This window comes from Burkholderiales bacterium, from assembly GCA_035560005.1.
Taxonomy (GTDB): Bacteria; Pseudomonadota; Gammaproteobacteria; order Burkholderiales; family Eutrophovitaceae; genus DASRFY01.
On sequence record DATMAN010000043.1, the window covers coordinates 44,247 to 65,643 of the forward strand.

Consider the following 21,397-nt stretch of genomic DNA (forward strand, 5'->3'; position numbering starts at 1 on the left):
CCGCGCGACCAGAGCAATCGGAACTGGAGGAGCGCCGTGTCAGGATTCAGCCGGGCTGATCATTCGGTCAGTCCGCCGGTCATCAACATTCCGCGCGAGTACAACGCAGCCTACGATCTGGTCGAGCGCAATCTCGTCGCGGGCCGCGCCCGCAAGATCGCCTATATCGACGACGCCGGGCGTTATACCTACGGCGAGCTGGCGGAGCGCGTCAATCGCGCCGCCAATGCACTGACCGCGCTCGGGCTCGAGATGGAAGACCGCATCTTGCTGGCCCTTCTCGACACGATCGATTTTCCCGCCGTCTTCCTCGGGGCCATCAAGGCCGGAATCGTGCCGATCGCCGCCAACACGCTGCTCAAGAGCGCCGACTACCGCTTCATGCTCGAAGACAGCCGGGCAAGGGCGCTCGTCGTGTCGGAACCGCTGCTCGCAACCTTCGAGCCGGTTCTGAACGACCTGCCGTTTCTCAGGCATGTCATCGTCTCGGGCGCCGACGCCCATGGCCGGTTGCATCTGCAGACATTGTTGGCGAAGGCCGGCGCCGCGTTCGATCCCGCCCCCACCACCTGCGACGACGCCTGCTTCTGGCTCTATTCCTCGGGATCGACCGGCACGCCGAAAGGAACGGTGCACATCCATTCGAGCCTCATCCAGACTGCGGAACTGTATGCACGGCCCATTCTCGGCATCGGGGAGGACGACATCGTGTTCTCCGCGGCGAAGCTGTTCTTCGCCTACGGGCTGGGCAATGCGCTCACCTTCCCGCTTTCGGTGGGGGCGACCGCGCTGCTGATGGCCGAGCGGCCCACGCCGCCCGCGGTGTTCCAGCGCTTGCGCGAACACCGGCCGACCATCTTCTATGCGGTCCCGACACTGTATGCCGCGCTGCTCGCGAGCCCCGACCTGCCCAAGAAGGCGGATCTGGGGCTGCGCGTCTGCGTGTCGGCAGGTGAGGCGCTGCCGGCGGATCTCGGACAGCGCTGGCATCGCCATTTCGGCGTGGATATCCTGGATGGCATCGGCTCCACCGAGATGCTGCACATTTTTCTGTCGAATCGCCCCGGGCAGGTTCGATACGGAACCACCGGCAAGCCGGTGCCGGGATACCGGATCCGTCTGCTGGGCGAGGACGGCCGGGAGGTCGGAGTCGATGAGCTCGGCGAGCTTCAGATCGACGGCCCGACGAGGGCGCTGATGTACTGGAACAACCGCGCGAAGTCGCTGGCCACCTTCATCGGTCCATGGACCCGCGCCGGCGACAAGTACAGCATCGACCGCGATGGCTACTACGTCTATGGCGGGCGCTCCGACGACATGCTGAAGGTGAGCGGGATGTACGTCTCGCCGTTCGAGGTCGAGGCGGCCCTGTTGACGCATCCCGATGTGCTGGAAGCCGCCGTGATCGGCGCGGAAGACGAGCAGCATCTCGTCAAGCCGAAGGCCTTTGTGGTGCTAAAGCCCGGCGTGATCGCATCGACGGCGCTGGCCGAGGCGCTGAAGCAGCACGTCAAGGACCGGCTGGCGCCTTACAAGTACCCGCGCTGGATCGAGTTCATCGCCGAGCTGCCGAAGACCGCGACCGGCAAGATCCAGCGCTTCAAGCTGCGCGCAGCTTCGGGCGCCGCGTAGCGGCAAAAGCAAGAGGCTCTCAACGTACAGATTCGGATAAGGATGCCGGGCATGCACGATCCAGAAACAACGCCACATCGGAGCAGGCGGCGCTTTGTAGCGGCGGCAAGCGCGCTGGCCGGCTGCTCGCTCGTGCCGCGGCTGGGCAGGGCACAGCCCGCGAAGATCCGGCTCGGGCTGATGCTGCCCTACACCGGAACCTACGCGCAGCTCGGTCTGGCGATCGACAACGGCCTGCGCCTGGCGCTGGAGGGAAACGGCGGCCGTCTCGCCGGGCGCGACGTCGAATTGCGCCGCGTCGACGACGAATCCGATCCGGCGAAAGCCACCGACAACGCCAATCGGTTGATCACCCGCGACAAGGTCGACGTGCTGATCGGCAGTGTCCACTCCGGCGTGGCGCTGGGCATGCTGAAGGTGGCGCGCGAGACCGGCACGCTGATGCTGATCCCGAACGCGGGCGCGGATGCCGCCACCGGAGCCCTGTGTTCGCGCAACGTCTTCCGCACTTCTTTCAGCAACTGGCAGCCGGTGCATCCGCTCGGCAAGGTGCTGGCGGAGCGCGGCCACAAGAGCGCCGTGTTCATCACCTGGAAGTATGCAGCGGGCGAGGAATCGCTGGGCTCATTCCGAGAGGGCTACGCGAAGGTCGGCGGCAGGGTGGTGAAGGAACTGTTCGTGCCGTTTCCCAACGTCGAGTTTCAGGCTCTGCTGACCGAGATCGCCGCCGTCCGACCCGACGCGGTGGCCTGTTTTTTCGCCGGAGGAGGGGCGGTCAAGTTCGTCAGGGATTACGCCGCTGCGGGATTGAAGGACAAGATTCCCCTCTATGGCTCGGGATTCCTGACCGAGGGTGTGCTCGCCGCGCAGGGCCCGGCGGCCGAAGGTCTGCTGACGACGCTGCACTACGCGGATTCACTGGACAATCCGCGCAACAAGGCGTTTCGCGCCGCGTATGCGCGCGCCTTCAAGATGCAAGCCGATGTCTACGCGGTGCAGGGTTACGACACCGGCCTGCTGCTCGCGCAGGCGCTGGCGCGGGTCAAGGGCGACCTCGACGACCGCGATGGCATGATCGGCGCGATGGAATCGGCCGTCATCGACAGTCCGCGCGGACGCTGGACCATGTCCAGGGCGCACAACCCGATCCAGGACATCTATCTGCGCCGCGTCGAAAACGGCGACAACAAGGTCATCGGCGTGGCGTGGAAGGCGCTCGAGGATCCCGCACGCGGCTGCCGCATGGGTTGAGCGTTTACATCGAACGCCGCGACGCAAGCGCGCAGAGAAGACACAAAGAGGCGCAACGCAACCCTTTGCGCCGTGCCGAGTGCCGAGCCTGGCCTCCTGCGGATAAATGGACATAGTCACCTTCCTGATCCAGCTGCTGAACGCGGTCCAGTACGGACTGCTGCTGTTCCTGGTGGCGGGCGGGCTCACGCTGATCTTCGGGATCATGGGTGTGATCAACCTGGCGCACGGCAGCTTCTACATGATCGGCGCCTACCTGGCATGGTCTCTGAGCGAGCAACTGGGCAGCTTGTGGCTGGCGATTGTTGCCGGCGTGGCGTTGTCCGTGGCCCTGGGCCTGCTGCTGGAGTGGCTGTTCTTCCGGCATCTGTACCGTCGCGACCATCTCTATCAGGTGCTGCTGACCTACGGGCTGATCCTGATCTTCGAGGAGCTGCGCAGCATCCTCTGGGGTGACGATGTGCACGGGGTGCGGGTGCCCGAAGTCCTGTCGGGTTCGATCCCGCTCACCGACACGCTGTCCTATCCGGTCTACCGCTTGTGGATTTCCGCGGTGTGTGTCGGGCTGGCGGCGTTGCTCTACTTCGTCATTCAGCGCACGCGGCTGGGCATGATGATCCGCGCCGGCGCCTCCAATCGCGAGATGGTGCAAGCGCTGGGCATCGACATCGGTTTGCTCCACCGTGTCGTCTTCGCGCTGGGCGTGGCGCTCGCCGCATTGGCCGGCATGCTCGCGGCGCCGGTCTCCTCGGTATTTCCGGGCATGGGCAACCAGGTGCTGATCGTCTGCTTCGTGGTGGTCGTGATCGGCGGCATCGGGTCGATCAAGGGGGCGCTGCTGGCTGCTCTGCTGATCGGGCTGGTCGACACGTTCGGGAAAGTCGTCGAACTGGAGATTGCCGGCTTCGGCGTGCTGCCCGAGTTGGCCGGCATGAGCGTCTACCTGATGATGGCTGCGGTGCTGCTCTGGCGCCCGGAGGGCATCTTCGGCAGGAGGCTTGCGTGAGCGTGCGTGGCGGAGCGCTCATGCTGGTCACGGCGCTCGCCGCGCTCCTCCTTCTTCCGTTCGTCGCCGAGAAGTTCTACGTGCAATTCGCCACCAAGGTGCTGGTCATGGCAATTTTCGCCGCGAGCCTGAATCTGCTGGTCGGTTACACCGGCCTGGTCAGCCTGGGCCACGCGGCGTTCTTCGGGATCGCCGGCTATCTGCTGGCGCTGGTCACGCCCCAGTACGAGGCGGCCGATCTCTGGTCGAGCCTGTTGCTCGCAGTGGGTGCGGCTGCGCTGCTCGCGCTCGTGGTCGGCGCGCTGGTCGTGCGCACCTCGGGGATCTACTTCATCATGGCCACGCTGGCGTTCGCGCAGATGCTGTACTTTCTTTTTCACGACACCTCGCTCGCCGGCGGCTCCGACGGCATCTACATCTATGTGCGTCCGCAAGCCAACATCGGCGGCTGGCGCCCGTTCGACCTGGAGAACTTCAGGCACCTGTACTTCGTGGTCCTGGCGATGTTCGTGCTGGTGCTGGGTTTCCTGCGCGCGCTGGTCGATTCGCCCTTCGGCCGCGTGATCGCCGGCATCCGCGTCAACGAGCAGCGCATGCGTGCGCTCGGCTTCGCAACCTTTCGCTACAAGCTGGTGTGTTTCGTGATCGGGGGCGCGCTGGCAGGACTGGCCGGCTATCTGTCCGCCGTGCAGTTCGGAGTGGTCAATCCCGACATGCTGGGTTGGCACCTGTCCGGGTCGGCGTTGATGATGGTGATCCTCGGGGGCATGGGCACGCTGCCCGGCCCGGTGCTGGGCGCCGTCACCATCATGCTGCTTGAGCTGGGTTTTCAGTCGCTGACCAAGCATTGGCAGCTCCTGATGGGCGCGGTGATCGTGCTGGTGGCCTTGGCGCTGCCGCAAGGTTTGGCCGGCCTCGTGGCGTTGCCCGGAACGGCCAGGGCGCGCGATGACGGCTGAAGTCCTTCTTTCCACCCACGGACTGTCGCGCCGCTTCGGCGGTCTGACGGCGGTCGACGGCGTGTCCATCGAATGCCGCAGCGGCCAGGTACACGCGGTCATCGGCCCCAACGGCGCCGGCAAGAGCACGCTGATCAACCTGCTTTCCGGCGATCTGAAGCCGAGCGCCGGCACCGTGCGGCTGCGCGGTACGGATGTGACCGGGCTGCCGCCGCACCGCATCTCGCAACTGGGCGTGGGGCGCAGCTACCAGAAGACCAACGTGTTCCTGCCGTTCAGCGCGTTCGAGAATTGCCGCCTCGCCGCGCAGTCGCGCATGGGCAGTTCGATGCGCTTCCTCAGACCTGCCTTGCGCTGCCGGCAGGCGCGCGAAGCCGCCGAGCGGGCGCTGTCGCTGGTCGGCCTCGATCAGCGCGCGCACGTGCCGGTCGCCGAACTGTCGCACGGTGAACAGCGCGAGGTGGAGATCGCCATGACGCTCGCCACCGATCCGGACGTGCTCCTGCTCGACGAGCCGCTGGCCGGCATCGGCGCCGGGGAGTCGGCGCGCATCGTCGATCTGCTGGGGAAGCTCGCGCCCGACCATGCGATTCTGCTGGTCGAGCACGATATGGATGCGGTGTTTGCGCTCGCCCACACGTTGACCGTGATGGTCAACGGTGCCGTGCTGGAATCGGGGCCGCCGCAAGAGGTGCGCGCCAGCCGCGCCGTTCAGGAGGCCTACCTCGGCGAGCTGTCGCATTGAGGCAGCGGACGCCGAAGGCGCACAACCCCCCGCGGTGAGAGCTTGATTTCATGTCCGGAGGCCAACCGCTGATCGAAGTCCGCAGCGTGCACGCGCACTACGGGGCGAGCCACGTGCTGCACGGCGTCGACCTGGCCTTGCGCACGGGAGAAACGATCGGCCTGATGGGCCGCAACGGCATGGGCAAGACCACGCTGCTGAAAAGCATCCTCGGGCTGGTGCCGCCCACGAAAGGCCGGATACTGGTGCGCGGCGAGGACATGACGGGTGCGGCCCCGCACCGCATCGCACGCGCGGGAATCGCCTACGTGCCGGAAGGCCGCGGCATCTTTCCGAACCTTTCGGTACGCGAGAACCTCGTGATGGCGGCGCGCGCCGGCGCGGACGGCCGCCGCGATTGGACGCTGGAGCGCGTGCTCGACACCTTTCCGCCGCTGCGCCGTCGGCTTTCGCACGGCGGGCAGCAGCTTTCCGGCGGCGAGCAGCAGATGCTGACCATCGGCCGCGCGCTCATGACCAATCCCGATCTGCTGATTCTCGACGAGGCGACCGAGGGACTGGCGCCGCTGATTGCGCGCGACATCTGGCGCGTGCTGCGCGAAGTCCGGGCAAGCGGCATCGCCGCCATCGTGGTGGACAAGAACTTCGCCTCGGTAGCCGCGATCGCCGACCGCATCGTCGTCCTGGTCAAGGGGCGTGTGGTGTACGACGGCGAAGGCGGGGTGCTGCGCGCCGACGTCGCGCTGCGCCACCGCTACCTGGGCGTGTGATGAGCGCGTTCGTCGAGGCCGCCGGCCATCGTCTCGAGTATCGCTGGATCGAGCCTCCCCGGCCAGTTGCGGCTGCCAACCGTCCGGTGCTGGTATTTCTGCACGAAGGGCTCGGTTCGGTCGCGCTCTGGAAGCGGTTTCCGGCGCGCGTCGCCGAGCACACCGGCTGCCGCGCGCTCGTCTACTCGCGTTACGGTTACGGGCGGTCGGACCGACTGGCTGCGCCGCGCGGCGCGGACTACATGCATCGCGAGGCGCTGGATGTGCTGCCGGAGCTGCTCGAGCGCCTGGGCGTGGATGCGCCGGTGCTGATCGGCCACAGCGACGGCGCGTCGATCGCGCTCATCTACGCGGGCACCGAGGGGCGCCGGACGCGCGGTCTCGTGCTGCTCGCGCCGCACGTGTTCGTGGAGGAACTGACCGTGCGCAGCATCGCGCAGGCCCGGGTCGCCTTCGAGACGACCGATCTCGCGCAACGGCTCGGCCGCTATCACGACGACGCGCACGCGACTTTTCGGGGCTGGAACGACATCTGGCTGCATCCCGACTTCAGGAACTGGAACATCGAGCGCTGCCTTCCGTCGATTCGCGCTCCGCTCCTTCTCATCCAGGGCAGGGACGATCAGTACGGCACGCTCGCGCAGCTGGATGCTATCGCGCGGCAGGTGTCCGGTCCGGTGGAGACGCTCGTGCTGGACGACTGCGCACACTCGCCTCACGTCGACCAGCCGGAAGCGACTCTTTCCGCGATCGCGGGTTTCGTCGGGAAATACGTCGATCGAAGTCAGACTCTCGACGTGCGGACGCGGAGAACGCAGAGCTCGCGCAGCGAGGACCAATAGGAAGAGATGCGCTTCGTCATGCAGGCCGCAATGAACAACACTTCCGAGCGACCCGACCTGCATTGGGATCTCGGCGGCTGATGTGTTTTCTGCGTCCTGGACGTCCCGCGCGTTGAGTTCATTCCAGCCGGGGAGTTTCGTGCTCTCGATCCTGCTCATCGTGCAGCCGCTTTGGCAGAACAAGGGGCGGTTGCTGCTTTCCGTGGGCGCGATCACCATCGGGGTCGCACTGGGCTATGCGGTGCAACTCATCAACCGGGCGGCGATCGACGAAATGGCGCGAGCCAGCGCCACGTTGTCCGGCGAAGCCGAGCTCACCGTGCGCGGCCCGCGTGCCGGTTTCGACGAGGCAGTCTACGCACGGCTGGCAGCGCGCCCGGAAGTACTGGACGCCAGCCCGGCCGTGGAAGTGGAGGCCAGGCTCGCCGGGCGCGACGAGACGCTGCGGGTGATCGGGCTCGACGTGTTCCGCGCCGCCGCGGTACAACCGGCGCTGGTTGCGCGCGAGTCCGAAGAAGACGAAGACCCGCTCGACATGCTGCGCCCGGACGCCGTATTCCTGTCGCCCGCGGCCGCGCAGTGGCTGCGCGTCGCCCGCGACGATCGCATCCGGCTGCAGGCAGGCTTGCGGGTGATGGAGCTGCGAGTGGCCGGCACGCTGAGCGAAGGCGCGGGCCGCGGCCGTTTCGCGTGGATGGACATCGGCGCCGCCCAGCGGCTGTTCGACCGCATCGGCGCGATTACCCGCATCGATCTCGATCTGGTGGCCGGCGCGGACGCCAAGCGCTTCGTCGAGCAGGTCGCGTCCGAGCTGCCCCCCGGCGTCTTCATCGAGCGGCCGGAAACTGCGTTGCAGGCCAACGCGCGTCTGACGCGCGCCTATCGTGTAAATCTCAACGTGCTGGCGCTGGTGGCGCTGTTCACCGGCGGGCTGCTCGTCTTTTCCACCCAGGCGCTGTCGATCGTGCGCCGTCGCTCGCAGCTTGCGCTGCTCAGGGTGATCGGCGTGACGCGACGCGCTCTCGCGCTGCTCCTTGTCGCGGAGGGCGCCACCGTGGGATTGCTGGGCTCGGCGCTCGGCGTGCTGCTCGGGATCGCGCTGGCCGGCGCGGTGTTGCGGCTCTACGGCGCGGATCTGGGCGCCGAGTACTTCCGCGGCTGGGAGGCGACGCTGTCGCTGGATGCGCCGTTTCTGTTTCTTTTCCTGGGGTTCGGCATTGCCGCGGCCGTGCTGGGAACGCTCGCGCCGGCGCTCGATGCGGCGCGGATGCCGCTCGCCCGGGCACTGAGAGCCGGTCAGGAACTCAGGGCTTTCGAGCGCCTGAAACCCGCGTGGCCGGGGTTGCTCTTCCTGGTCGCGGGCGCGGCGCTCGCTGCACAGCGCCCTGTCGGCGAGCTGCCCGTGGCCGGATATTCCGCGATCGCCTTGCTGCTGATCGGAACCTTGCTGCTCATGCCGCGCGTGACCGCCGCGGTGGCGCAGGTCCTGCCGACGGGGCGATCGGCGTGGCTGCGGCTGTCCATCGCCCATCTGCGCCAGGCGGCAGGGCAGTTGAGCGTCGGACTGGCCGCCCTGGTGGCCTCGGTCAGCCTCGCCGTCGCGATGGCCATCATGGTGGCTTCGTTTCGCGACTCGCTGGACGCCTGGCTGCAGCGGATCCTGCCGGCGGACCTTTACGTTCGGGCCGCACCCTCGGGCGACACGGCCTATCTGGACGAGGCGGCACAACGCCGGATCGCCGCCGTGCCCGGCATTCGAAAGGTGGAATTCCTGCGCAGCCAGCACATCCTGCTCGATCCGGCGCGACCGCGCGTCACCCTGATCGCGCGCGATCTGGAAGACCCGCTGCGGCAGATCCCCTTGGTGCGCGGCGCGGCGCAGGCGGCGCGCGGGCTTCCCGCCGCCTGGGTGAGCGAGCACGTCTGCGACGTGTTCGGCTGGCAACCGGGAGACGAAGTGTGGCTTCCCATCGCCGGGCAGCGGCACCGCTTCGCGGTGGCGGGCGTCTGGCGCGACTACGCGAGGCAGAACGGCGCCGTCCTGATCGAGCGCAGCGTGTACGTTCGCCTCACCGGCGATCGGCGCGCGAACGACGCGGGCGTGTGGCTGCACCCGGAGGTGGCTCCCGCTGCGGTCGCGGAGCGCATTCGCGCCGCAGTGCCGGCCGGCGAGCAACTGGAGATTGCGCAGCCGGCCGAAATCCGCGCGTGGTCGCTGCGCATCTTCGACCGCACCTTTGCGGTGACCTACGCGCTCGAGGCGGTGGCGATCGCGATCGGGCTGGCCGGGCTGTCGGCCAGTTTCGCGGCCAACGCGTTTGCGCGGCGGCAGGAATTCGGCATGCTGCGGCACATCGGCGCAGGCCGCAGGGAAATCGCAGCCATGCTCGCCTGCGAAGGGCTGATCGTGAGCACGATAGCGGCACTGGTTGGATTGGTACTCGGCTGGGTGGTCAGCCTGCTGCTGGTGCACGTCGTCAATCGCCAGTCGTTTCACTGGAGCATGGAGATGCACTATCCGATCGGCGGCATCGCCGCGTTCCTTTTCTGTGTGCTGGTGCTCGCCGTCGCGACCGCCGTTGTCGGCGGCCGTTACGCGCTGTCGGGCGAAGCCGTGCGCGCGGTCAGGGAAGACTGGTAAGACCGGGGGAAGACGCGATGGCCGCAAATGGAATGCGGAGCGTCTTGTGGGTGGAGATGTTTCGTCTATCGCCGCGTTGCTTGCGCTCCTTTGCGAGCCTTGCCTTGAGCCTGTCCTTGCTGTGGGCTGCGCCCGGACAGAGCGCGGACTATGCCCAGGTACGGCCGGGCCATCGACTCGAGTTCCCGCGGGATCACGGCGCACATCCGCGCTTTCGCACCGAGTGGTGGTACATCACCGGCTGGTTGACCACCACCGATGGCGCGGCGCTTGGCTTCCAGGTCACGTTTTTTCGCAACCGGCCCGGCGTGCAGGAAGACAACCCGTCGCGCTTCGCGCCCAAGCAACTGCTGTTCGCGCACGCGGCGATCGCCGATCCACGCCGGGGGCGGTTGCGCCACGATCAGCGCGCTGCGCGCGAAGGCTTCGGCCTCGCGTCCGCAGCCGAAGGGGATACCGAGGTGAGGATCGGCGATTGGCGCCTGTCTCGCGACCGGCATGGCTATCGCGCCACCATCCTTGCACGGGAGTTCGGTCTCGATCTGGGATTCGCGACCGATGCGCCACCGCTGCTGCAGGGGGAGGCCGGATACAGCCGCAAAGGACCGCGCCCCGCGCAGGCCAGCTACTACTACAGCCGCCCGCATCTGCGCGTGAACGGCGGAATCGAGGTGGACGGGCGCCGTCTCGCCGTGAGCGGAGAAGCCTGGCTGGACCACGAGTGGTCGAGCGAATATCTGGCGCAAGAAGCGGTCGGCTGGGACTGGACCGGGATCAATTTCGCCGACGGATCCGCGCTGATGGCGTTTCGCATCCGCGACCGGGCGGGCGGCAGCTTCTGGGCGGGTGGCAGCCACCGCGACGCGCGCGGAAGGCTCACCGTATTCGCGCCGCGCGATATCGAGTTCGCGCCGCTGAGGTACTGGCGTTCGCCGCGCACCGGTGCGACGTATCCCGTGGCGATGCGCGTGCGCGCCGGCGCGCTGCAGATCGAGCTGGATCCGCTGATGGACGACCAGGAGCTCGACGCACGCGCCAGTACCGGAACCGTGTATTGGGAGGGTGCGGTACGCGCCCGGGGCGGCACCGAGGTCCTGGGTCGCGGCTATCTCGAGCTGACCGGCTACGCGGGCAGGCTCAATCTCTGAGCGATCCCCGATCGATACAAGTTGCGCACTGCTGCGATTGTCGCGCGCGCTCTGCTAGACTGCGCCGGGAAGCGCGCAGCCAGACGGATTCGCGAGATGGTCAATGGAAAGGCAGTCGTAGTCACCGGTTCCACGAGCGGCATCGGCCTGGGTATCGCAAGAGCGTTCGCCGCGCAGGGTGCGCGCGTGTTATTGAACGGTTTCGGCGACGCCGCGCAGATTGAACGCATGCGCGCCGGCATCGCCTCGGAATTCGGCGTCAAGGTAGCTTTCTCGCCCGCCGACATGTCGCGCCCGCAAGAAGTCGTGGCCATGATCGAGCAGGCCGGCAGGGAGCTTGGCGCGGTCGACGTCCTGGTGAACAACGCGGGCGTCCAGCACGTCGCACCGGTGGATGAGTTCCCGGTCGAGAAGTGGAACGAGATCCTCGCCATCAATCTGTCCGCCGCCTTCCACGCGATTCGCGCCGCGTTGCCCGGAATGAAGACGAGGCGATGGGGTCGCATCATCAACATCGCGTCGGCGCACGGGCTGGTGGCCTCTCCCTTCAAGTCGGCCTATATCGCGGCCAAGCACGGCCTGGTCGGCTTGACGAAGACCGTGGCGCTGGAGACCGCGGGCAAAGGCATTACCTGCAACGCCATCTGCCCGGGCTACGTGCTCACGCCGCTGGTCGAGAAGCAGATCGACGACAACGCGCGCGTACACGGGATCGCGCGCGAGGACGTGATCAGGAAGGTCATCCTGGAACGCCAGCCTTCGAAGGAGTTCGTCAAGATCGAGGAAGTCGCGGCGCTTGCCGTGTTCCTGGCCGGAGAAGCCGCCGCTTCGATTACCGGGGCTGCGCTGCCGATCGACGGCGGCTGGGTCGCTCAGTAGAAGAGACAGCCTGATCGGCCGCTTCAAGCGCTCGCAACGTGCCTTTGCAGGGCGCCTGAGGCTTTGCCGTGGTCGGCCCGCTTCTCCACAAAGCTGTTTTCCTCTGATTTCCTCGGCGTTCCCCCCGCGTCCTCGGCGAGCGTTCAAGTCGGCCGTTCAGGCGGACAAGGGAGTAATATGCGCGCCAAATGCCGAACCTGCTCCAGCCGCAAATCGACGGCCCGCTCAAGGTCCAGGGCGAGATCGAGATCCTGGCCGCGGACGGCACGCTCCTGCGGAAAACCGCCGAGGCGTGGCTGTGCCGCTGCGGCGGTTCGTCCAGCAAGCCCTTCTGCGACGGCACGCACGCCAAGGCCGGTTTTCGCGAGGCCGCGCGGGTGGGATCCTATCAGCCCAAGACTCTGGAGCCCGTTGCGCCGGGAACGGGATTGCGCATCAGCCTGAGAACCAACGGTCCGCTACGCTGCGTGGGCGAGATGCGCATCGAGGGTGCCGACAATTCCACATGGAGCGGCACCCAGGCCTCGCTGTGCCGTTGCGGAGGTTCGAAGAACAAGCCGTTCTGCGACGGTACTCATCGGAATATCGGGTTCGAGGCGGCTTGACCGCGTCGAAGTGCAGTACGCAACGCCAACCGTCAACGCAACCAAGAGGAGGCATCGATGGAAATGGTGAAGCAATACGGACCGCCGATCGGCCGGATCCTGCTGGCGCTGATCTTCATCATCTCGGGTGTGGGCAAGATCACGGGCTTCGAAGGTACGGTCGGATACATGCAGGCCTACAATGTTCCGGCGACCCAGGTGCTTCTGGTGATCGCGATCATCGTCGAGTTGGGCGGCGGCATTCTGGTCGCGATCGGCTGGCAGACGCGCTGGGCGTCGGCGGCGCTCGCCGTGTTCGTCATCATCGTCACGCCGATCTTCCATGCGTTCTGGGCCGTGCCCGAAGACCAGGCGATGATGCAGCAGATTCAGTTCCTCAAGAACGTCTCGATCCTGGGCGGGCTGCTCTATGTGATGGCCCACGGCCCGGGCAAGTGGGCCGCCGAGAAAGGTTGACCGGAGACTTGCCTGTCGAAGCGCGGCGACCGCCGCGCTTTTTTTGCGACTTCAACGCCTGCGCCAGACCTCGGACTCGCCGTCCGCGCCGATCAGCACGAGCGCGTCGTCTCTCACCTGATATCTGCCCAGCGCGGTCCATTCGCGACCACCATTAGGGCGAATCCGTAGCGCTCCCGCCGCGGTGCTCCACTGCCCGCGGCGCGCCACGCTCATCGAGCCTTCATTGGTGATATGGGCCTTCTCCGCGAACGACCCGTCGGCGTGCAGTTCCAGGACGGCGCTTGCGTGCAGAACCATGTCGCCCGCGTGGTGCAGGCGGCTGCCTTGCCAGACCCCGATCAACCGCGGATCGCGCTGCGCCACCGTGGCATCGAGTGCAGCATCCGGCAGGGAGGGCGCCGCCGCGGCCCTCGACAACCGGACTTGCGTGCGCAATGTCTGGCCGGACACGGGCGCCATTTCTTCCAGGGTGAGGATGAGCCCGCCGTCGATCGGCCGCAGTTCGAACGTCGCCACACCGAGCGGGCTGGATGCGCCGCCGGTCACGCCGCCCGCCGTGCCTTTGCCCTTGAGCAAGACGGTGTAGCCGCCTTCGACGGTGAGACGCCCGGTGACCTCCGTGGCGGAATCATGCAGCAGCACGGTGACGGGTTTGTCGCCAACGGTTCCGCGATACGTGCCGGATACGCTCTCCGCGGCCGGGCACGCGGCCGGCGCGCCGAGCGCCAGCCCCGTCCCGAGCGCGATGAGGATCCGCTTCACAACGTGAAGATCTTCCCCGGGTTGAGGATGTTGTCCGGGTCCAGCGCCTTCTTGATCTGGCGCATGACGGCGACCGCTTCGCCGTGCTCGGCGATCAGGAATTTCATCTTGCCCAGTCCGATGCCATGCTCGCCGGTGCAGGTGCCATCCATCGCCAAGGCGCGCATCACCAGCCGTTCGTTCAGTCGCTCGGCCTCGGCGATCTCCGCGGGGTTGTTGCGGTCGATCAGGAAGCCGAGGTGGAAATTGCCGTCGCCGACGTGACCGACCAGCGGCGCTGTGAGGAAACTCTGCTTCAGGTCCTTTTTGGTCTCGAGGATGCACTCCGCGAGCCGCGAGATGGGCACGCACACGTCGGTCGCCCAGATCTCGCAGCCCGGGCGCAGCGCCTTGTTGGCGTAGGTGACATCATGGCGCGCGGTCCACAGTTTGCTGCGCTCCTCCGGCTTGACGGCCCACTTGAACTCGGCCCCGCCGTTCTCGCTGGCGATCGCCTGTACCATCTGCGCCTGCTCCTTCACGCCGGCTTCGGTGCCGTGGAATTCCAGGAACAGCGTGTCCTTGACCGGATAGCTGAGCCTCGAGAACCTGTTCACCGAGTCCATCTGCACGTCGTCCAGCAGCTCGATGCGCGCCACCGGGATGCCGAGCTGGATGGTCTGGATCACGGTGTCGACGGCGCCTTTGATGCTGTCGAAGGAGCACACCGCTGCGGCCATCGCTTCCGGGATGCCGTACAGGCGCAGCGTGACCTCGGTGATGATGCCCAGCGTACCCTCCGAACCGACGAAGAGCCGGGTGAGGTCGTAGCCCGCCGCCGACTTGCGCGCGCGGCGCGAAGTGCGAATGACGCGCCCGTCGGCCAGCACCACTGTGAGTCCCAGCACATTCTCACGCATGGTGCCGTAACGCACGGCGTTGGTCCCGGAGGCGCGTGTGGCGGCCATGCCGCCCAGGGAGGCATCGGCGCCCGGATCGATCGGAAAGAACAATCCCTGGTCGCGAATGTAGTCGTTCAACTGCTTGCGGGTCACGCGCGCCTGCACCGTGGCATCCAGGTCCTCCGCGCTCACGCGCAGGATGCGGTTCATGTTCATCAGGTCCAGCACTACGCCACCCTGGTGGGGAATGACGTTGCCCTCGAGCGAGGTCCCGGTTCCGTAGGCAATCACCGGCGTCCGGTGACGCGCACAGAGCTGCACGACCTGTGCGACCTCCTCGGTCGTGTCGGGAAACACGACGGCGTCGGGCCGGTGCGGGTGATGCCAGGATTCGTCCTTGCTGTGGTGGTCGCGGATTCCGGGACTGGTGGACAGGCGATCGCCGAACAGGGCCTTCAGCGCCTCGATCGCTGACTGCACGTGGGTGGCGGCAAGGGTCATGTCGGGCCTCGTGATGATGCGCGGCGACGCCGGGGCGTCGAGCGGGGTGATTCGAAGGAAGACATCTTAGCGGAAACGGTAGTCCTGGCGCCCTCCCGGCCACCGGTAGCGACGGCAACGCCCATCCGCCAAGTTTCGAATCGATCTGGCCCGCAGCCTGCCGACATTCGGGTCAAGCAAACCGCCGTTTACAGCAAAATCACCAGGGGCATCTGGAGATACGGGTCGGAATGCATCGCGGTTCTCGGCCCGTGCCGGTTCGTTACCGGGTTCCTGCAGGCAGTCGGACTCACGGTGCTGCATACTTCTTCACCGCCTGCTCGTCCCACACCACGCCGCTGCCCGGCCGATCGGGGATGAGTACGTGACCGTTCTTCACTTGGAACGGTTCGGCGAGAAGCGCGTTGGCCCAGTCCATGTATTCGAGCCAGTGGCAGGTCGGCGTGACGGCGAGCAGGTGCGCGCTGTATTCCGGGAACAGATGGCTGGACATGTCCAGTCCGTGCGCCTGCGCCAGCGCTGCGGCGCGCAGCCAACCGCTCACTCCGCCGATGCGCTGGACGTCGGGCATGTAGAACTCCGCGGCCTTGGCCTCGATCGCTTTCTGCATCTCGAAAGTGTTGGGCAGGTTCTCGCCGATCTGGATGGGCGTCTTGACTTCCGAGGCGATGCGAGCGCAGCCTGCATAATCGTCCTGCCGCACGGGCTCCTCGATCCAGTACAGGCCCTCGTCGTCGAGCGCACGACCGCGGCGGATCGCTTCGTTGACGGTGAGGCGCTGGTTGAAGTCGGTCATCAGCGCGACTTCGTCGCCGATGCGCCGCTTGACGTTGCGCACGGCGGCGAGATCCTGCTTGAAATCGTCGCGCCCGATGCGCAGTTTCACCGCGCCGAAGCCGCCTTCGGCCAGCAGTTGCTCAGCCTCGTCGGCGAGCAGTGCGGGATCCTTGATCCACAGCCCGCAACTGTTATAAGCGCGTACCGGGCGGATTTCCCCGCCCAGGAGGACGACCAGCGGCACGCCTTGCGCCTGGGCGAGCGCGTCCCATGCCACCATGTCGATGCCCGACAGCGCCAGCCCCACGGTGCCGTCGGTGCCGAACAGCGTGAGCCGCGCGCGCAGCTTGGCGTCGAGCGCGACCGGCGCCACCGCGTCGCCCTTGATCAGTCCGGCCAAGCCCTCCAGCGTCGATACCAGCGGCTTGAGCAGGTAGTCGTGGAAGGCGAAGAGATACGCACGCCCGGTGATGCCTTCCGCGGTCTCCAGGTCGACGAGCGCCAGCGGCGCAGTGGGGATCTCGCCGCTTGCCGAGCGCAGCGGGCGCTTGAGCGGCGCCATCACCGGTCTTACCCGGATGTTCCTGATCGTCAGCTTCACTTGTAGCTCCTCGAGAGAATCGTTTGAATCAGATCTGCGCCAGCGGATGACGACCGTCGGCGTGCAGCTTGAGCGCGGCATGGACGAACTGGTTGGCCGGCGTCGGAGTTCCGAGCTCCGCGCCGAGTTTCGCCACGGTGCCGGAGAGCCACGGCAGCTCCAGGCGGTTGCCGCGCCGCAGGTCTCCGCACATGGAGGCCACCATTCCCGGCGGGTAGGAATCGATCTTCGAGAGCTGGTCCTCCACGATGTTGACGGGAAAACGGATGCCCTTGGCCTGTCCGACCGCTACCACTTCCTTCATCACCTGGATGAGCAGCGCGCGCGTGTCCGGGTCTTCCCGGATCGGCCCGATCGGCAAGCGCATGAGCGTGGTTACGGCCGACATCGTCACCAGCCGCACGAATTTTTCCCAGATCGCCAACTGGATGTCCGGGACGATATCGGCGCTGATATTCGCTTTCCGGCACGCCGCCAGCAACGCTTCGGCCCGTGCCGAGCGCCTGCCGTCCAGCTCGCCGAAAAACAGATTGGCCATGTAGCCGTTGTGGCGGATCACGCCCGGCTCCTCGATGAGCGCGGCGATGTTGGCCACTCCGCCCATCACGTGCTCCCGGCCCACCACCGGAATCAGCGTGTCGACGGCGACTACGCCGTTCTGGAACGACACCACCGCGGTCTCCGGGCCGAGCAGCGCCTTGGCCGAGCGTGCCGCCTCCCCGGTGGACCAGAGCTTGACGGCGATCATCACGACGTCCACGGGGCCGATCGAGGAGGGATCGTCGGTGCAGCGCACGTCCTTAAGATGCAGGTCGCCGAGCGCGGAGAGCACCTTCAAGCCGCGTTGCTTCATCGCCATCAGGTGCGGCCCGCGCGCGACGAAGGTGACTTCCGTACCGGCGGCGGCGAGACGGCCGCCGAAATACCCGCCGACGCCACCGCTGCCGATCACCGCGATTCTCATTGCGTTGCGCTCCGTTCGTGAAACCGAGGCGCAATTCTACCCGCCCGCAGCGGCGGGCCGGTCTTCGCACCGCTCGGACGGATCCGGTCGGTCGCTCAGCGAACGCGGCGCGCGCCCTCCCGCGCGTGAGCGGCTGGACTGTGGTTCGGTCGCGAGCAATCGGCGCACAGTCCGCGCACCGACAGCTCCATCTGCCTGGCCCGGTATCCAGGCGGAAGCCTCGGGCGCCGCTGCGGCGCGGCGCCCGGCAGGACGATCGTCTGGCTGCAGCACGTGCAAGTGAAATGCGCGCTGCTGGCGGCAGTGCGTCCTTCCGTGAGCGCGATGAAGCGCCAGATGCGATCCGATTCGGTAATGCGGCGTGCCAGCCCCACCTGCGTCAGCCAGTCGAGCACCCGATACACCGTGACCCGATCGACCGAGAGGTTCTTTCCGAGCTGGTCCTCGACTTCGTTGTGCGTGAGCGCGGATCCGGCATTCAGCAGCAGGGTCAGAATCTGCACGCGCGCGGTGGTGACCCTGTGACCGGTCTTGCGGATGAGCGCTTCTGCAACGGCTGGCGTTGCAGTGCGACCCCTTTTCATGATGTACCTCCCCCCGCCTTGGATTATAGACAGTGGCGCCGGAAAATCAGCAACACCTGTCCGTCCGGCCCGGACCATGACTGCGCGCCGGCGGCATCCGGACACCGGCCTTCGGCGGGCGCAAGTCGTGAAGAAGCTAGAATCCGCTGGCGCCCATGGCCGAGCACCTGGAACTCCCCCCGATGAACCGATCTGCAACAGCAGTGAATTCTCAACCGCAGCGCCTGCGCCTCGCGGCCCGGATGGCGGAAATCGAACCATTTCACGTAGTGGTATTGATCACTCGCGCCAAGCGGCTCGAGGCGCAGGGCCGCAGCATCGTCAACATGGTGATCGGTGAGCCCGACTTTCCCACCCCTCAGCCGATCGTTGACGCCGGCATCGCAGCATTGCGCGAAAACCAGATCCGCTATACGCCCTCGCTCGGGACTTGGTCTTTGCGCGAGACTTTGTCTAATTGGTATCGCGGCCGCTACGGCGTGGACGTGCCTGCAACACGCATCGGCGTGACGAGCGGATCGTCGGGAGCGCTGCTGCTGACCATGGGCGTGCTGCTCTCGCCCGGTGACGAAGTGCTCATGGCCGATCCCGGCTACCCGTGCAATCGCCACTTCGTGCGGGCCATGGAAGGCCATGCGGTGGGCGTGCCGGTCGGTCCCGAGACCGGATATCAGCTCACCGCGGAACTGGTCGACCGCTACTGGACTCCCCGCACCGTGGCGGTCATGGTGGCTTCACCCTCGAATCCCACCGGTACCCTCGTCGAGCTCCCGGAGCTGGCGCGCATCGCGGAAGTCACGCGTCACAGGGGCGGCCGGCTCATCGTCGACGAGATCTATCACGGCCTGACCTATGGCTGCGAGGCGCAAAGCGTGCTGCAGGTCGCGGACGACGCGTTTGTCATCAACAGTTTTTCGAAGTATTTCTGCATGACCGGCTGGCGTCTGGGGTGGATGGTGGCGCCGGCGGACTACGTCGATGCCATCGAGAAGCTGGCGCAGAACCTCTACATCTCCAACTCCGACATCGCCCAGCAGGCGGCGATGGCTGCCTTTGCGCCCGAGACGCTGAAAGTCGTGGAAGGCAACCGCGCCAGATTCCAGGCGCAACGCGACTATCTGCTGCCGGAGCTGCGGCGGCTCGGGTTCGACATTCCGGTCGAGCCCCGGGGCGCCTTCTACATCTACGCCAATTGCAGCCGGCTCACTTCCGACAGCTACGGTTTCTGTCTCGACGTGCTGGAGAAGGCGGGGGTGGCGATCGCGCCGGGAATCGACTTCGGCAGCCATCGTGCGAACGAGCACGTGCGCTTTTCCTATCCCAAACCGATTCCTGTGCTCGCCGAAGGCGTCCGGCGCCTCGGCCAGTATCTCGGCAGATAAGCCCTCGACGCGGAGGGCGCAAAGGACGCGGAAGAGAACAGGAAAAGAGAAAACAGCGGACTGGTGATCGGCGGCCAGACAGCGAAATCGCTTGCGGCAAACCTGCAGCTCATGTCGTCGGTTGCACGATTTCGATCCTTCTCTTGCTTTTCCACTGCGTCCTTCGCGTCCTGCGCGTTTCCTGGAGAAAACGTATGAGCGACTTCATGACAGGCATGCACCGGGAGACGGTGCCCGCCAACGGCCTGCGGTTCAACGTCTGGCACGCAGGGCAGGGACCGGCGGTGGTGCTGCTGCACGGCTACCCGCAAACCGGGCAGATGTGGCGCAAGCTCACGCCGGAGCTCATCAAGTACTTCAGTGTGATCGTGCCGGATCTGCGCGGCTATGGCGACAGCGACAAGCCGCGCGACGGCTACGACAAGCGCACGATGGCCGCCGACATCGCCGGGATCATGACAGCGCTGGGCCACGCGCGTTACAGCGTGGTCGGCCACGATCGCGGAGCGCGGGTGGGACACCGCCTCGCGCTGGATCACGAAACGGCGGTCGTGCGGCTGGCGGTGCTGGACATCGTGCCCACCCACACCGTGTTTCGCGATACCGGCAAGGACCTCGCGGCCGCGTACTGGCATTGGTTCTTCTTTCAGGTGCCGGATCTGCCGGAGATCATGATCGCCAGCAGTGCCGAGCCCTTCCTGCGCCATCTGCTGCGCGCACTTACCTTTCGCGCAGGAGCGATCGATGAGGCGGTGTTCCAAGAGTATCTGCGCGCCTTTCTGCTGCCGGGCACGATCCGCGGCGGCCTGGAGGACTACCGTGCCGCGGCCACCGTCGATCTGGCCGACGACGAGCGCGACCTCGGGCGCAAGATCGCCTGTCCGGTGCTGGCGGTCTGGGGCGAGTACGGCAAGATGCACCGGCTCTTCGACGTGCTCGCCACCTGGCGCGAGAAGGCGCTCGACGTGCGCGGCGGCCCCTTGCCTTGCGGCCATTTCATTCCCGAGGAAGCACCGGACGAACTGCTCGCCGTGCTGCTGCCCTTCCTGCGCGGCTAGCGGCGCCTTCCTGTTTCTAACCGCCCGCGCCTGGCGTACGATGTTGCTCGTAGCACTTGTTCGCTGTTTCCGGAGGCGGTCCTTGAAGTCGCATGCATGGATGCTGGCCGCGTTGCTTGCGGCGTCCTTCCCGGCGCTCGGCGAGGAGCAGGAGGAGACTTTTGTCGACCTCGTCCCCGGCCAGGAGATGCTCGACCCCGCCCGGCTCGCCCCGCTGATCAGGCAGGGCGACGTGCGGGCCATGAACAACATCGGTCTGCTGTGGGCCAAGGGCTTCCAGGGAAAGCAAAGCTATGAGGAAGCGCTGCGCTGGTGGAAGGAGGCGGCGCGCCGCGGCTACACCGTCGCCATGAACAACGTCGGGCTCGCCTACGCCAACGGTCACGGGGTGGAGCGGGACATGCAGAAGGCCTTCGAGTGGTGGCACCAGGCGGCGTTCCTGGGCAACGCCTGGGCCATGAACGCGGTGGGCGACTGCTACGAGAAGGGCGAAGGCGTCGAGCAGGACGATCGGATGGCGATGACGTGGTACCAGAGCGCGGCCCAGTACGGGGAGGCCATGGCGATGTACAACATCGGGGCGCTCTTCGAGCACGGGAAAGGAATCCCGCGCGACTATCACGAAGCGATTTCCTGGTACCGCAAGTCGGCGCAGAAGGGCGATGCCTCCGCCATGCGCGCCATCGGACGGTTCTACCGTCAGGGCCTGGGCGTAAACATCGACCCGCTGGAAGCGTGGGCGTGGCACAGTGTCGCGGCCGCGCGCTTCCGCGCGGAGGAAGCCGATGAGGCCGCGCTCAACCGGCGCGAGCTGGAACAACTGACCGCACAACTGTCGGCCGAGCAGCGCACGCAGGCCCGGGTGCGCGCCGAACAGATCGATCTCGCCACCCGGCCCGCTGCCTCCGCCACTGGCGCACCGCAGCAGCCGGGAGAGCAGCGCATCTGAA

The 21,397-nt window shown here is 66.6% G+C and carries 20 protein-coding genes; 15 read left to right on the top strand and 5 right to left on the bottom strand.

All coding sequences use genetic code 11. From position 1 onward, the window contains the following. The first annotated feature begins 36 nt into the window (after window positions 1-36). The 12 genes from VNM24_06315 to VNM24_06370 all read left to right on the top strand — a co-directional run bounded on the left by VNM24_06315 (window position 37) and on the right by VNM24_06370 (window position 12,934). Window positions 37-1,632: a benzoate-CoA ligase family protein gene (locus VNM24_06315; protein HWQ38217.1), complete on the top strand. Its 1,596-nt coding sequence runs from the start codon at window positions 37-39 to the stop codon at window positions 1,630-1,632. A gap of 51 nt (window positions 1,633-1,683) precedes the next feature. Then, on the top strand, window positions 1,684-2,883 hold the full coding sequence (locus tag VNM24_06320; protein HWQ38218.1) for an ABC transporter substrate-binding protein: 1,200 nt from the start codon (window positions 1,684-1,686) through the stop codon (window positions 2,881-2,883). Between the two features lie 106 nt (window positions 2,884-2,989). Then, on the top strand, window positions 2,990-3,889 hold the full coding sequence (locus VNM24_06325; GenBank protein HWQ38219.1) for a branched-chain amino acid ABC transporter permease: 900 nt from the start codon (window positions 2,990-2,992) through the stop codon (window positions 3,887-3,889). Continuing rightward, window positions 3,886-4,848 (top strand): branched-chain amino acid ABC transporter permease, encoded by a 963-nt coding sequence (locus tag VNM24_06330; protein ID HWQ38220.1) that lies wholly within the window; start codon window positions 3,886-3,888, stop codon window positions 4,846-4,848. The genes VNM24_06325 and VNM24_06330 overlap by 4 nt, the downstream gene beginning before the upstream one ends. Then, window positions 4,838-5,593, top strand: coding sequence for an ABC transporter ATP-binding protein (locus tag VNM24_06335; GenBank protein HWQ38221.1), 756 nt, complete (start codon window positions 4,838-4,840; stop codon window positions 5,591-5,593). Before VNM24_06330 ends, VNM24_06335 begins: the two co-directional genes overlap by 11 nt. Window positions 5,594-5,643: 50 nt before the next feature. Continuing rightward, a complete protein-coding gene (locus VNM24_06340) occupies window positions 5,644-6,363 on the top strand; it encodes an ABC transporter ATP-binding protein (protein HWQ38222.1) in 720 nt (239 codons plus the stop codon). Then, the gene (locus VNM24_06345) at window positions 6,363-7,205 is read left to right on the top strand and encodes an alpha/beta hydrolase (protein HWQ38223.1); all 843 of its coding nucleotides are present in this window, start codon (window positions 6,363-6,365) and stop codon (window positions 7,203-7,205) included. The genes VNM24_06340 and VNM24_06345 overlap by 1 nt, the downstream gene beginning before the upstream one ends. A 112-nt stretch (window positions 7,206-7,317) precedes the next feature. Continuing rightward, window positions 7,318-9,846: an FtsX-like permease family protein gene (locus tag VNM24_06350; protein ID HWQ38224.1), complete on the top strand. Its 2,529-nt coding sequence runs from the start codon at window positions 7,318-7,320 to the stop codon at window positions 9,844-9,846. Between the two features lie 104 nt (window positions 9,847-9,950). Continuing rightward, window positions 9,951-10,994, top strand: a complete 1,044-nt coding sequence (locus tag VNM24_06355) for a lipocalin-like domain-containing protein (GenBank protein HWQ38225.1) — start codon at window positions 9,951-9,953, stop codon at window positions 10,992-10,994. 96 nt (window positions 10,995-11,090) lie between these two features. Continuing rightward, window positions 11,091-11,873 (top strand): 3-hydroxybutyrate dehydrogenase, encoded by a 783-nt coding sequence (locus tag VNM24_06360; protein ID HWQ38226.1) that lies wholly within the window; start codon window positions 11,091-11,093, stop codon window positions 11,871-11,873. Window positions 11,874-12,061: 188 nt separating this feature from the next. After that, complete coding sequence (locus VNM24_06365) at window positions 12,062-12,478, top strand: CDGSH iron-sulfur domain-containing protein (protein HWQ38227.1); 417 nt, start codon at window positions 12,062-12,064, stop codon at window positions 12,476-12,478. Window positions 12,479-12,535: 57 nt separating this feature from the next. Continuing rightward, window positions 12,536-12,934, top strand: coding sequence for a DoxX family protein (locus VNM24_06370; GenBank protein ID HWQ38228.1), 399 nt, complete (start codon window positions 12,536-12,538; stop codon window positions 12,932-12,934). 51 nt (window positions 12,935-12,985) lie between these two features. Here VNM24_06370 and VNM24_06375 read toward each other — a convergent pair whose 3' ends face one another. The 5 genes from VNM24_06375 to VNM24_06395 all read right to left on the bottom strand — a co-directional run bounded on the left by VNM24_06375 (window position 12,986) and on the right by VNM24_06395 (window position 18,007). Continuing rightward, window positions 12,986-13,699, bottom strand: a complete 714-nt coding sequence (locus VNM24_06375) for a hypothetical protein (protein ID HWQ38229.1) — start codon at window positions 13,697-13,699, stop codon at window positions 12,986-12,988. Continuing rightward, on the bottom strand, window positions 13,696-15,081 hold the full coding sequence (locus VNM24_06380) for an FAD-linked oxidase C-terminal domain-containing protein (GenBank protein HWQ38230.1): 1,386 nt from the start codon (window positions 15,079-15,081) through the stop codon (window positions 13,696-13,698). Before VNM24_06380 ends, VNM24_06375 begins: the two co-directional genes overlap by 4 nt. Window positions 15,082-15,370: 289 nt before the next feature. Then, window positions 15,371-16,459 carry an enolase C-terminal domain-like protein gene (locus tag VNM24_06385; protein ID HWQ38231.1) on the bottom strand — a complete coding sequence of 363 codons (1,089 nt, stop codon included), beginning with the start codon at window positions 16,457-16,459 and terminating at the stop codon, window positions 15,371-15,373. 28 nt (window positions 16,460-16,487) lie between these two features. Then, window positions 16,488-17,423: a 2-dehydropantoate 2-reductase gene (locus tag VNM24_06390; protein ID HWQ38232.1), complete on the bottom strand. Its 936-nt coding sequence runs from the start codon at window positions 17,421-17,423 to the stop codon at window positions 16,488-16,490. A gap of 95 nt (window positions 17,424-17,518) precedes the next feature. Further along, window positions 17,519-18,007, bottom strand: a complete 489-nt coding sequence (locus tag VNM24_06395; protein HWQ38233.1) for a transcriptional repressor — start codon at window positions 18,005-18,007, stop codon at window positions 17,519-17,521. Window positions 18,008-18,210: 203 nt separating this feature from the next. On the opposite strand from VNM24_06395, the gene VNM24_06400 reads away from it, so the two are divergent. The 3 genes from VNM24_06400 to VNM24_06410 all read left to right on the top strand — a co-directional run bounded on the left by VNM24_06400 (window position 18,211) and on the right by VNM24_06410 (window position 21,396). Continuing rightward, the gene (locus VNM24_06400; GenBank protein ID HWQ38234.1) at window positions 18,211-19,389 is read left to right on the top strand and encodes a pyridoxal phosphate-dependent aminotransferase; all 1,179 of its coding nucleotides are present in this window, start codon (window positions 18,211-18,213) and stop codon (window positions 19,387-19,389) included. A 194-nt stretch (window positions 19,390-19,583) separates the two neighbouring features. Beyond that, complete coding sequence (locus tag VNM24_06405; GenBank protein HWQ38235.1) at window positions 19,584-20,447, top strand: alpha/beta hydrolase; 864 nt, start codon at window positions 19,584-19,586, stop codon at window positions 20,445-20,447. An 82-nt stretch (window positions 20,448-20,529) separates the two neighbouring features. Continuing rightward, window positions 20,530-21,396 (top strand): tetratricopeptide repeat protein, encoded by an 867-nt coding sequence (locus tag VNM24_06410; GenBank protein HWQ38236.1) that lies wholly within the window; start codon window positions 20,530-20,532, stop codon window positions 21,394-21,396. Window position 21,397: the final 1 nt, after the last annotated feature.